This is a genomic window from Pseudoalteromonas piscicida (assembly GCF_002744175.1).
Taxonomy (GTDB): Bacteria; Pseudomonadota; Gammaproteobacteria; order Enterobacterales; family Alteromonadaceae; genus Pseudoalteromonas; species Pseudoalteromonas piscicida_B.
Map to the genome: position 1 here is coordinate 22,822 of NZ_NKHF01000006.1, position 12,813 is coordinate 35,634.

Annotated in this window: 13 protein-coding genes; 5 read left to right on the top strand and 8 right to left on the bottom strand. The window is 41.5% G+C overall.

Features of this window, described 5'->3' with window-relative positions; translation table 11 throughout:
- Positions 1–100: 100 nt before the first annotated feature.
- The 8 genes from CEX98_RS01380 to CEX98_RS01415 all read right to left on the bottom strand — a co-directional run bounded on the left by CEX98_RS01380 (position 101) and on the right by CEX98_RS01415 (position 7,617).
- Positions 101–685 (bottom strand): TetR/AcrR family transcriptional regulator, encoded by a 585-nt coding sequence (locus tag CEX98_RS01380; RefSeq protein ID WP_172439703.1) that lies wholly within the window; start codon positions 683–685, stop codon positions 101–103.
- A 344-nt stretch (positions 686–1,029) separates the two neighbouring features.
- Positions 1,030–1,503, bottom strand: a complete 474-nt coding sequence (locus CEX98_RS01385) for a DUF3016 domain-containing protein (RefSeq protein WP_099640357.1) — start codon at positions 1,501–1,503, stop codon at positions 1,030–1,032.
- Between the two features lie 1,213 nt (positions 1,504–2,716).
- Positions 2,717–2,926 (bottom strand): hypothetical protein, encoded by a 210-nt coding sequence (locus tag CEX98_RS01390; protein WP_099640358.1) that lies wholly within the window; start codon positions 2,924–2,926, stop codon positions 2,717–2,719.
- Between the two features lie 95 nt (positions 2,927–3,021).
- Positions 3,022–3,729 (bottom strand): hypothetical protein, encoded by a 708-nt coding sequence (locus CEX98_RS01395; protein WP_143484308.1) that lies wholly within the window; start codon positions 3,727–3,729, stop codon positions 3,022–3,024.
- A 108-nt stretch (positions 3,730–3,837) separates the two neighbouring features.
- Positions 3,838–4,533: a hypothetical protein gene (locus CEX98_RS01400; RefSeq protein ID WP_099640360.1), complete on the bottom strand. Its 696-nt coding sequence runs from the start codon at positions 4,531–4,533 to the stop codon at positions 3,838–3,840.
- Positions 4,534–4,961: 428 nt separating this feature from the next.
- Complete coding sequence (gene groL, locus CEX98_RS01405) at positions 4,962–6,608, bottom strand: chaperonin GroEL (RefSeq protein ID WP_099640361.1); 1,647 nt, start codon at positions 6,606–6,608, stop codon at positions 4,962–4,964.
- A gap of 50 nt (positions 6,609–6,658) precedes the next feature.
- Positions 6,659–6,946, bottom strand: a complete 288-nt coding sequence (locus CEX98_RS01410) for a co-chaperone GroES (protein WP_010368755.1) — start codon at positions 6,944–6,946, stop codon at positions 6,659–6,661.
- A 158-nt stretch (positions 6,947–7,104) separates the two neighbouring features.
- On the bottom strand, positions 7,105–7,617 hold the full coding sequence (locus CEX98_RS01415) for an FxsA family protein (protein WP_099640362.1): 513 nt from the start codon (positions 7,615–7,617) through the stop codon (positions 7,105–7,107).
- 129 nt (positions 7,618–7,746) lie between these two features.
- Between CEX98_RS01415 and cutA the strand changes: the two genes are divergently transcribed.
- From cutA to accC, 5 genes are all read left to right on the top strand, one after another.
- Positions 7,747–8,067, top strand: coding sequence for a divalent-cation tolerance protein CutA (gene cutA / locus CEX98_RS01420; protein WP_099640363.1), 321 nt, complete (start codon positions 7,747–7,749; stop codon positions 8,065–8,067).
- Positions 8,067–9,977, top strand: a complete 1,911-nt coding sequence (locus CEX98_RS01425) for a protein-disulfide reductase DsbD (RefSeq protein WP_099640364.1) — start codon at positions 8,067–8,069, stop codon at positions 9,975–9,977. Before cutA ends, CEX98_RS01425 begins: the two co-directional genes overlap by 1 nt.
- 194 nt (positions 9,978–10,171) lie before the next feature.
- Complete coding sequence (gene aroQ / locus CEX98_RS01430) at positions 10,172–10,633, top strand: type II 3-dehydroquinate dehydratase (RefSeq protein WP_099640365.1); 462 nt, start codon at positions 10,172–10,174, stop codon at positions 10,631–10,633.
- A gap of 19 nt (positions 10,634–10,652) precedes the next feature.
- Complete coding sequence (gene accB, locus CEX98_RS01435) at positions 10,653–11,114, top strand: acetyl-CoA carboxylase biotin carboxyl carrier protein (protein WP_099640366.1); 462 nt, start codon at positions 10,653–10,655, stop codon at positions 11,112–11,114.
- A 20-nt stretch (positions 11,115–11,134) separates the two neighbouring features.
- On the top strand, positions 11,135–12,481 hold the full coding sequence (accC, locus tag CEX98_RS01440; protein WP_099640367.1) for an acetyl-CoA carboxylase biotin carboxylase subunit: 1,347 nt from the start codon (positions 11,135–11,137) through the stop codon (positions 12,479–12,481).
- The last annotated feature ends 332 nt before the right edge of the window (positions 12,482–12,813 follow it).

Below are 12,813 nucleotides of genomic sequence, written 5' to 3' on the forward strand. Positions count from 1 at the left end.
AAAGCTTTTCCTAACTATCACTTCTAGCAATTAAGCACACGCTTTGAGCAATCTTAGCTGATCACTCAATCTACATATTGATCACGACATTTTGCTCTCGTTACTTTTGCGCCATCATGTCAAAAATCGTAGTTAAGTAATGTCGTAAGGTTTCACGGTGGAAATCTCCTTTAGCCATTACGGCTACGCCTTGAAGCACGCCAAGTAAACAAAAACTTAAGCTATTTGCGTCAATTTCTTTGCGAATTTCACCTTGCCCTTGAGCTTTTTCAATGAAATCTCGAAACTGCGCACTCAATGCACTATAAACTTGCTGCACCGCAGAGTTCATATCCGGATCCGACTCGCCTACTTCAGTGGCCGTATTACAGATTAAACAACCATTGGCTCCATGCTCTGCAATATTCTGACTGTACAAATTAAAAAATGCAGCTAAGTCTGCCAAGCTTCCATCGCTTGTACTTAAGCGTTTAAGCCCAGGACCGATTTTACGCAGAGAATACTCTTGCAAACAGCGTTGAAACAATTCCTTTTTATTACCAAACTCTTGGTAAAACCCGTAGCGACTGACACCTGTACAAGTGACCAACTGTTCCATGGAAGTACTTCTATACCCTTGCTTCCAAAACAAGATAGTCGCTTGCTCTAATGCTTTATCGACATCAAACTCTCGCGTTCTTCCCATAGGCTCCCCAAAAAACAGAATATACATTCTGAAATAAAAAAGTCAACAAAATAACAACAAGCTCACAAAACAATAACAAGAAAATTGCTATGATTTTAGCTATGGCCTATTGCTACTATAAGCACGAAATAAGTGGTGAGTTACTGATAGAATTTTTAGCAACCCAAAGGAAACAGTAACATGTATTTTTGGCAGGAAAAATATCTCTAGCGCTAAAAATAAGGAATTACCACTGCTCCGCAGCAGTGAAACCCTCTAAAACATTGATTTAGAATACTTTATTCTAAAGGATGAAAGGAGAGCCTAGTTCATTTGCTCTCCCTAAAATGTTGAAAATATACCAACTATTTCATCAACTCGTCTTCAAACCAATCGGTCAACAGGCGCTTTTCGTAGTAAAAGGATTCATCTAATCCCATCTTGATTCTATCCATAAACGCCATGTCTTTGAGTTTTACGCCTTGCCCTTCACTCAGCGTAACGCCAGTTTTGTCAGTAAGTTTATAACTGATCTCAAAACGTGGAAAATGAATTGGCTTAATGACACGAACTTCGTTTATACCGTAATGTACATCTCCGGCTAAATCAATTTCATCAAAACTAATCGCCAGTTTTTGTCCTTCAGGCAATTGAGCTGCTAACTTTTCTAAATGCATGGTAAGTTGCTTTTCAACCCTTTGGTGAAAAGCACCGCGGGTTTCATTACCAGCTTCTACATCACGATACTCTTTAAAATCCTTCCAAGTCACTGCGACTTCACCTGCATTAACCCAAAAGGGAATCATTAACAAAGCAAATATTTTAATTTTAGTTTTCATCTTAGGTCTCCTTCTAACTTCATCATTACCTTACTCCTTCAATGAACGAAGTAAAGCAAAATCACATCATTTTACTCAGTGTGACATTTGGCTACATTTACATCAATATAATAGTAGACCGAAGTTATTGATAAATGGTTTCAACCAGATTCAGCGCGATGATAGCCATAGTGTGGGTTACTTTTATATCGATATAAGCATGGCAGAAAGGGGCGCACATAGACATAGCCGCACTTGGGGCAGCGATATTCTCCAGTTAAAAGCCATGCTGAAGATACAAGTACACTCAGTGACGTAGGCTACAAATACCGTGAGAATTAGTTTAATGTTGCTAAGATCAGTAAGTCAGTGTGCGTTCGATAAACTTTCCAAATAATCAAGAAATTGCTCGCTTGTATTAATGACGGTATAAACTGAGCAAAGTTTATGCCTAATCACTAAGAGGAAGGGTAAAAAGGCCTAAAACTCAGCTACATCTGCCCCTTCCCCCCTCAACCAATCTGAAGGACGACTCGCATATTAGAACAAGCTATTTAATCTAGGGTTTGGGTAAGGAATTTTCTAACCCATTTTTTAAAACATTAGATTATTGCCTTATCTAGAGATAGCTCCCCTATCGCGTCCTGCTACCGCTCTGATACCTACATCCTGTAAATAAGCGTACCAATAGCTAGATTGGAAGTGAATTCAACGCAGTTAGCGCTAAAACTGGCTGCTAGAAAGGCATTAATTATCCAAAGCTCAGGTTATTTAGCCCCCTAGTGCTCCAAGAGGATTGATCCACCAAAGTGATAAAGGGAGACAATATTTCTCCAAAAGATACACCGAGCGACTCGCTGAGGCTGGTATTAAGATCTTACCAAAAAGACACAAAAAAACCCTAACATCAAACTGTTAGGGTTTTTCTAAAGCGTGTAGTGCTTAGGAGATGATGTTTATTACATCATGCCGCCCATACAGAGATTAAGCCTTTGTTTATATTGAACTATCAACATGGGAAAAATCTGCGACACCCCACTTTGTACCCCTAGGGTGAAATACAGGGTAAATTTATTTATTTTTCAATTAATTAATAACAAAGCACCAAGTTTTATCGTTAATTTAAGTTACTAAAATTCATGAGAGTACTAGGTCAAGCACGGGCAACTTCTAAGCAGGCTAAGTCTGCTTAAAGTTGTTCCGTAGACTTGGCTTATTAGGTAGATTTTGCTACTTACATTTCATCTACTACATACTTTTTAGCTCTTTTGCCAAACTGAACATAGTATTTTCTACCATCGCCATAGACATGTGCTGTTTCACCCTGAACGGTATTAGGTGGTCTATCAACCATTGACCATCTTGTGCAATCCTCTAACTCTAAAACCATAACTCCTATTTCATCGGAAAGACTATTAACTATTGCTTTTGAAACTAATCGCATAACTATCCTTTTGACTTTAATGTAGGGTGAGCACCAACTTCGCATCAGCGAAAAAATTAAAGCGTATCGGAAACTTGATTATGTTATTACACTTGTTATTCACTCTTACCTTTCAGTAACTTTATTTCCAGTTGCCTATTAATATCTGACACCTTACATTTCATCGCAATATCGCTAATGTCACCAATATCTAACATTAGTGGTTCATCACCAGCAACACCAGTATCAAAAGCAAATCTATATTCTTTTTGGTGCTTAAATTCATTTCGCTTTCTAAAAATGGATTCAATTTCTGAGAAAGAACCATTAAAATTATCTGGGTCGTAATACTCAACTAAACCAGCATTAAGTCCATAACCATTGGAAGTGACTGCTGTTTTAACTCGCTCAATAAATTTAGTTACGCTGGTAACTATGACGGCATATTTTCCTAACTTCAGGCAGTCTTTAGGAATTGCAATTTGCTCCATAAAGGCTGCGACTGTGTCTTCGGATACCTCATAAAAGTCACCGCTATGGGCGGCATAAATACAAAAAACATTTAGGTGATCATGCCAGTTCATCTGAAGCATTACTGGGCCGGCAAGATCAGTAATGATTCTGCCATTTATTTCTAGCTGTATTTGATCTGGCTGATGCCAGCCAACTACACCTTCATACTTATCACCACGATTGGCGGGTTTGTCTTCTTCATATTTTCTAAAAAAAGAAAGTCTATTTGAAAATAAGATTCCTTGAATAAAATCTTCAGCGTATTTTTCTTTATCAAAAACTTTCACGAAGAAAAATATAGTTCTACTCACCGTAGCTCCTTATGATATATAACGTCACATTAAGATGTGAGCAGCGTAATACCGAAGCCATCTTAACACCTGAAACCAACGCACAGTAAAGATGCCATGCGTTGCGAGTCACTCTAAAATCATCTGTGATGATTCAAGTTCGATAAAGTCGATGAATTTCTGCCCCATTGAAGTGCCTACTGAGTCTAAGTGTGCTTCATGAAACTGTTTAATCCGTACCATTCCATACCTATTTAAATCAGAGATAATCAAATCGATAATAGGAGCATTTGCTCCAATATCTGTATAGACTTTTCCCCATACATTACGTAAGTCTCCCCAATGGGTATAACTATTAGGATTTGTATTCAATTTCTGAATGTAATGTTCGGGAGTTGACAAGAAGTGCAGAATTCGAAAATGAAGTGGTGTCATTTCGTCAATGAACCGAATGAACATTAACTTTAATGTTTCATCTATATCTTCATTTAATACTGTATTTTTTACTGCATTATTTAGCGCTCTGATTTTTTCTTCTTGGTGAGTTCTGACTGCGATGTTTGAAGCTTGAAGATATGCAGAAATAAACGCATCATGTTCAGAAAGCTTTTCAGGTGTCAAATTTTCAACTTTTTTACAAACCTCATCAACGGTATTCGCTAATAAGCTCAACCATTCTTCTTTGCGCTTATCTATTGGTGCTGAAAAAACCGTTTCAAATAACGTAGCCAAAGCACCACCAGCTATAGGAATAAGACTCAGTGCAGCTTTTGCTCCCGTATGCCCGTAGTCTTTCCACCCTTTGTTTTGAGGTAATTCTTCCATATTCACTTACTCCTTTATCATAATTGCTAACTCTTCACCAATATGGAGTGCTTAACTTCCCCAAACGGCTACGCTACGTACTTCTCAGAATTCCGATATATAAATATAGAGTTATAACACCCAAAAATGAAGTGTTTAAAAATGAGTCATGATGCCCAAGTTCAACAGTATTTGGCAAAGCGTTGAGATAAGTAGTCTAAAAAACTCCGCTGAATCCATAGACCCCTTAACACTAGACATTAAAAGAAAGTAACGCAAAACTTTGCTGCCCACTTTTCCGCTCTAAAACAACACATGGGCGTTAAATCGATCCCCCACTTCCCCCCCCTAAAATGAAGGCGCTTTAGCAAATTTCAGACACAAAAAAACCCTAACATCAAACTGTTAGGGTTTTTCTAAAGCGTGTAGTGCTTAGGAGATGATGTTTATTACATCATGCCGCCCATACCACCCATTCCGCCCATGCCGCCCATATCTGGAGCAGCAGCTTCTTCTTTAGGAATTTCTGCAACCATGGCTTCAGTTGTGATCATTAGACCCGCAACTGATGCTGCGAACTGAAGTGCAGAACGCGTTACTTTAGTTGGGTCTAGGATACCCATTTCGATCATATCGTTGTATTCACCAGTCGCTGCGTTGTAACCATAGTTACCTTCGCCACCTTTAACTGCATTAACAACAACAGATGCTTCGTCACCCGCGTTTGAAACGATTTGACGTAGAGGTGCTTCCATTGCGCGAAGTGCCACTTTAATACCGTGGTTTTGATCTTCGTTGTCACCAGTTAGTGATTCAATCTTGCTCGCTACGCGAACTAGTGCAACACCACCGCCAGGTACAACACCTTCTTCAACCGCTGCGCGAGTTGCGTGTAATGCATCTTCTACGCGGTCTTTCTTCTCTTTCATTTCAACTTCAGTGGCTGCACCAACTTTGATTACTGCAACACCGCCAGCAAGTTTTGCCATGCGCTCTTGTAGTTTCTCTTTGTCGTAGTCAGAAGTTGCTTCTTCAATCTGTGCTTTGATTTGAGATACGCGACCGTCGATAGCTTCTTGCTCGCCTGCACCGTCGATGATAGTTGTGTCATCTTTAGTGATAACAACGCGCTTAGCTGTACCTAGGTCTTCAACTGTTGCTTTCTCAAGCTCAAGGCCGATCTCTTCAGAGATAACTGTACCGCCAGTTAGGATAGCGATGTCTTGTAGCATTGCTTTACGACGATCACCAAAGCCAGGCGCTTTTACTGCTGCTACCTTCACGATACCACGCATATTGTTCACAACAAGTGTTGCTAGCGCTTCACCTTCAAGATCTTCAGCAATGATTAGTAGTGGCTTGCTCGTTTTAGCAACGGCTTCTAGTGTAGGTAGAAGTTCGCGAATGTTAGAGATCTTCTTGTCTACTAGAAGGATATGTGGATTATCTAGTTCAACTTGGCCTTTTTCAGCGTTGTTGATGAAGTAAGGTGATAGGTAACCACGGTCAAACTGCATACCTTCCACTACGTCTAATTCGTTTTGTAGTGATTGGCCTTCTTCTACTGTGATAACGCCTGATTCACGGCCTACTTTTTCCATTGCTTCTGCAATGATGTCACCGATCTCTTTGTCAGAGTTAGCTGAAATAGTACCAACTTGTGCAATCGCTTTAGCGTCTGAACAAGGAACTGAAAGCGTTTTTAATTCTTCAACTGCAGCAATAACTGCTTTGTCGATACCACGCTTAAGGTCCATTGGGTTCATACCCGCAGCAACTGACTTAAGGCCTTCATTCACGATAGCTTGCGCAAGAACAGTTGCAGTTGTAGTACCGTCACCCGCTGCATCATTCGCTTTAGACGCTACTTCTTTTACCATTTGTGCGCCCATGTTTTCGAACTTGTCTTCAAGCTCGATCTCTTTAGCAACAGATACACCATCTTTAGTGATCGTTGGAGCACCAAATGACTTTTCTAAAACAACGTTACGGCCTTTTGGACCTAGTGTTACTTTTACTGCGTCTGCTAGTACGTTTACGCCTTTAAGCATTTTTGTACGAGCGTCACCTGCAAAACGAACTTCTTTAGCTGCCATGTTATAAATTCCTCTTAAATTCTGTTGTCGATTAAACTAAAAAGTATTAATTATTCTACGATGCCTAAGATATTATCTTCACGCATGATCAGGTACTCTTGACCTTCGATCTTTTCAGTCTTTTCGATGTAAGAGCCGAACAACACTGTGTCGCCCGCTTTTACTTGTAATGCTTTAGTTTCACCATTGTCCAACACGCGGCCGTTGCCTACTGCAACCACTTCACCACGTGAAGACTTTTCAGCCGCAGAACCGGTTAACACAATGCCGCCAGCTGATTTTGTTTCTTCTTCAAGACGCTTAACGATGACGCGATCATGTAAAGGACGAATGTTCATTTATTTAGTTCTCCTAACAGTTTCTGAACAATGACAGAAATAATGCTTTTTTAAGGCGGTGTTTCCACGCTTTTGTTTGTGGTTAACACTCGCAAATTCAACTGCTTTCATTTATGGGGATGAGCAAATTAAAACCCAAGAGAAAAAACTAAAAAATTTTAGTCTTTTCTTTCGTATTCACCTTCAATTGTAGTAGATGACTTTTTATCCGATTGATTTTTAAATGGATCTCTAATTTCTTCTTGCTGATCCGAGCTGTCACTGTGAGTGTGATTAGCAAACGGCGAATGACCCGAATGCATACCTGTTTGCACTCTTACAGTGGCATGTGCCAAAAGCGACTGCGCCAGTTTTTTCCTAACGGCAGGCGTTAACAGTAAAAAACCTAATACGTCGGTCATGATCCCAGGAGTCATTAACAACACCCCTGCGATTATCACGCACAGACCAGTAAATAAATCTTGAGCAGGCAATTGTCCACGAGACATTTGCTGTTGCACATTAACATAGGCTCCTAAGCCTTGCTGTTTAACTAATTTCGCACCTAGAATGGCGGTTGCTATTACAAGGGCAATGGTAGCAAAGCCGCCTATTACCTCGCTGACTTGGATCAGCAACGCAATTTCAATAATCGGGATGGCAATAAATAAAATAAATAAGAATCTAAACATACTTTCTCCAAATCTACGAAAGATAAATATGGGTGCCAAGGTCTTAATTCAAGCGATACAAGTTAGACGCTTTAGAAAAGAGATGCTATCCGCTAAGATGCCATTACTAACCCTAAAATGGAAATGGCAATGGGCGTAAGATACAAACTCGTCTTATCTACGTGCGATTCGATAGCAGAAGCACGTAAAATCGCAACACAACTTGTAGAGCAAAAACTTGCAGCTTGTGTGAACCTAATCCCAACGGTGGAATCTATCTATGTTTGGGAAGGTCAAGTTGAACAAACACAAGAAACAAAGCTGTTAATCAAGACAAAATCCGAAAAACTTGAGCAAGTGTTGGCTGCTATTCGTAACCTTCACAGTTATGATGTTCCAGAAATTCAAGTTGTGGACATCACTGGCGGCAACCTAGCTTATTTCAAATGGATGGACGAGGTATTATTGTAATGCGACTCTTAGTAGTTCTTTTTTCATTGCTGATGTGGTTTCCCGCACAAGCAAATAATGCGGTGCTAGACAGCTTGCTAGCGCCCAAGCAACAGACTTTTTTACCGGTAAAAGAGGCATTCAAGTTTGATTTTGACCAACAAGGGAAAACGTTATTTGTTGGTTGGGATATCGCGGACGGGTATTACTTATATAAGAAGAACCTGCAAATTATCGCCAAGCAGGCCAACATCCAAGTGCCGGAGCTTGAACAAGGAGAGATGATTGAAGATGAGTTTTTTGGTCGCACAGAAGTCTATTTTAATAACTTGTCCGTCATTTCCAAACTAAGCAATATTGAGCAAGGTGCAATCGTTAAAATTCGCTATCAAGGCTGCGCCGAAGCTGGACTTTGTTATCCACCAGAAATTGTTGAGGTTCCGCTGAGTGTAATTGCTAGCGAAGCCACAACAACTGCGCCAACAAATATCAAAGCAGATACGCAACCTAAACCGGCCTTGGGAACTACAAAGCCAAGCCGCGAAGACAAAGATTTATCATTTACTGAGCAATTAATGCAGCGCAGCTTGCTTGCGAATATTTTGACGTTCTTTGGTCTAGGTATTGGTCTTGCCTTTACCCCTTGCGTGTTCCCAATGTTTCCGATTTTGTCGAGCCTGATCGCCGGTCAACAAGGTCTTTCGACTAAAAAGGCGTTCAGTCTGTCTTTTGTGTATGTGCAAGGTATGGCTGTGACTTATGCTGCACTTGGACTGGTCGTTGCATATTTCGGTGGTCAAATTCAAGCCTATTTGCAACATCCAGCGGTGCTCATTAGCTTTAGCATATTATTCGTCGCCCTCGCGCTGTCTATGTTTGGCGTGTACGAAATTCGCCTGCCTAGCGGCATGATGGATAAATTGACTCAGCTTAGCAATAAACAAAAAGGCGGTAATTACTGGGGCGTGTTTGTGATGGGTGTGCTGTCTGGGCTGATTGCATCCCCTTGTACTACGGCACCGCTATCTGGCGCATTATTGTTTGTTGCTCAGAGCGGTGATTATGTTGTTGGGGCAGTTACTCTTTATGCACTGAGCTTGGGAATGGGATTACCGCTATTATTGTTAGGGACCTCGGGTGGAAAATTACTACCAAAAGCTGGTGGCTGGATGGATCAGGTTAAGACACTATTCGGTTTTGTGATGTTATTCGTACCTCTCATCCTTTTAGAACGTATTATAGACTTTGAAATCATAGTATTAATGGCGAGTATCCTAGCTATTGCAACGGCACTTTACTTACACTTTTGGCAAAGCCAGCTTCAAGCAAGTAAAGGAAAAACCTTACTATGGGCAATGGCGCTTCTACTACTGATACCGGGCCTATTCGGTGTAAAGGAGTACATTATGCCTAAGCAAGAGCCAAGCTTGGAAACCCGTTTACAACAAACCCAATTACAAGTGGATAAATTAGGCGCAGAATTAGAGGTGCTAAAACAGCACCCCACTGAAAGCTCAGCCAAATTACCAACCAAAAACCAGTCAAAAGCCAGCAAAACCCAAAAGTTTAGGTTAATACCAGACTTAGCAGCACTGCGTGAGGAAGTTGCCAAAGCCAATGCAAAAGGCAAAGTCCCTATTGTTGATTTATACGCTGACTGGTGTGTCGCTTGTAAAGAGTTTGAGAAGTACACTTTTCCTAAACCTGAAGTCCAAGCCCAGTTTAAAGATTACGAGCTATTGAAACTCGACTTAACTAAAGCGAATGACAATACGCAAGAGATAATGGAAGCATTTACGGTGTTTGGTTTACCCACTATTTTGATCTTTGATAGTCAGGGTAATGAGATGCCAGCACACCGTGTTACTGGCTTTTTAGACGCCACCGACTTTGCAGCCCACTTAAAAAAGGCCAAGCAAGACGCAAAGTAATGACCACACGGGCAGCATTCGCTGCCCTTTCCCCTGCTGATTAGACCAGTATTTTGCTGCTATTTACCGCGAACTCTCTATAATACTCCACGAAATGGAGAAATATTTGCTATTTGCTGGAATTCGGCTTAAGTTAACAAGCCATACAGTATAAATTTTTGGCTAATGCTTTAGTTAAAGGAAGTTCGCGTAATATGTCTGCAAAATTAAAGATTTTATTAGTAAACGGCCCTAATTTGAATATGCTAGGTCGCCGTGAGCCGCATAAGTACGGCACGCAGACCCTCAACGACATTGTTGAAGCGTTAACTGAGTATGCACAAAGCCAGCAAGTCAGCTTGTCACACATTCAAAGTAATAGTGAAGCGGAACTAATTGAAGCCATTCACGCTCAATATGAGCAATGCGATGCGATTATCATTAATCCAGCAGCATTTACTCATACGAGTATCGCGCTTCGAGACGCGTTACTGAGTGTAGACATCCCTTTTTACGAAGTACACATTACTAATGTGTATGCAAGAGAACCATTTCGCCACAAATCTTATTTTTCTGATGTGGCGGAAGGGGTGATATGTGGATTAGGCGCATTGGGCTATCGTGCAGCATTAGATGCAGCACTGGCGCAATTGCGAAAACAAAATAACTCAAATTAACTAACAGGCGGGTCATTGTATGGATATTCGCAAGATCAAAAAACTTATCGAGCTAGTAGAAGAATCAGGTATTGCAGAGCTAGAAATCACTGAAGGTGAAGAATCTGTACGCATTAATCGTCACAGCAATGCTCCTGTTTACGCGCAACCTCAACACTTTGCAGCACCTGCGGCAGCGCCAGCACCGGCAGCACCTGCCGCGGCTCCGGCTGTTGAAGCAGCGCCAGCTGAAAGCAGCGCTCCTACAGGTCACCAAGTAAAATCACCAATGGTTGGTACTTTCTACTCAGCATCTTCTCCTACTGCCGCTTCGTACGTTGAAGTAGGTTCAAAGGTAAATGTTGGTGATACGCTATGTATCGTTGAAGCAATGAAGATGATGAACCAGATCGAATCAGACAAAGCTGGTGTAGTTAAAGCAATCCTAGTTGAAAACGGTGAGCCAGTAGAATTCGACCAACCGCTATTCATCATCGAATAATTACGCAGAAGGTCAACGTTATGTTAGATAAAGTAGTCATTGCAAACCGAGGTGAAATTGCACTTCGCGTATTGCGTGCCTGCAAGGAGCTAGGTATTAAGACGGTTGCTGTACATTCAACAGCCGACCGCGACCTAAAACACGTTCTTCTTGCGGATGAAACCATTTGTATCGGTAAACCGGCTGCAAGTGAAAGCTACCTAGATATTCCACGTATTATCGCGGCAGCGGAAGTAACTGATGCAGTTGCAATTCACCCAGGTTACGGCTTCCTTTCTGAGAATGCTGACTTTGCTGACCAAGTTGAGCAAAGTGGCTTTATCTTTATCGGTCCAAAGGGCGACACAATTCGCCTAATGGGTGATAAAGTTTCTGCTATTGAAGCCATGAGAAAAGCCGGAGTACCTTGTGTGCCAGGGTCTGATGGCCCATTAACAGAAGATAACGATCGCAACATGCAAATAGCGAAGCGCATTGGTTATCCTGTTATCATTAAAGCTGCCGGTGGCGGTGGTGGCCGTGGTATGCGTGTAGTTCGCAGCGAGAAAGAGCTAATTGACTCTATTGCATTAACGCAACAAGAAGCCAAACAGTTCTTCGGCAACGGCATGGTTTACATGGAAAAATTCCTAGAAAACCCACGTCATATCGAAGTACAAGTACTTGCTGACGGTCAAGGCAATGCCATCCACTTAGGTGAACGTGACTGCTCTATGCAGCGTCGTCACCAAAAGGTGGTAGAAGAAGCGCCTGCACCTGGGATCACAGCAGAAATGCGTAAATACATTGGTGATCGCTGTACGCGTGCATGTATCGAGATCGGCTATCGCGGTGCTGGTACGTTTGAATTCTTATATGAAAACGGTGAGTTCTACTTCATTGAAATGAACACTCGTATTCAGGTTGAGCACCCAGTAACAGAAATGGTCACTGGTGTAGACTTAATCAAAGAGCAGCTTAAAATTGCAGCTGGCCAACCGCTTTCAATCACACAAGAAGACGTAGTGATCCGCGGCCACGCCATTGAATGCCGTATTAATGCGGAAGACCCTGAGAGCTTTATTCCTTCACCGGGTAAAATTACTCGCTTCCACCCAGCTGGTGGTCTTGGGATCCGTTGGGACAGCCATATTTACGCGGATTACACAGTACCGCCACATTACGACTCAATGATCGGTAAGTTAATCACTTATGGTGAGAATCGTGATGTTGCAATTGCTCGTGCTAAAAACGCACTCAATGAGCTAGTGATTGACGGAATTAAAACCAATACTCCGCTTCACAAGAAGATCTTGTCTGACGAGAACTTCCAAAATGGTGGTACTAACATCCACTACCTAGAGAAAAAACTAGGCATGCACCACTAACCTAATTCGTTCTCCAAAAAAAGCTGGCTCAGTGCCAGCTTTTTTATATCTATACAACACTCACTTTATACCGACTCAACGCCCCCAAAATCCACAAACTATAACCACTTTGGCTTATTATTGAGCAATCGAGCATTTCATCGTGACTTTTTCACCTTTTAATAGTGACAAGCCTGTTAAAAATTTTTATACTGCCTGCGCTTTCAGTGATTTACCTACAAATCATTATTGCCGAGTCAAGAACGAAGCACCGCTTCGCAGCTTGATGAGGTGGAGGCAGGACGCCGACAGGATATACCTTCATGGATGAATTTATTGAGCACTTACAACAT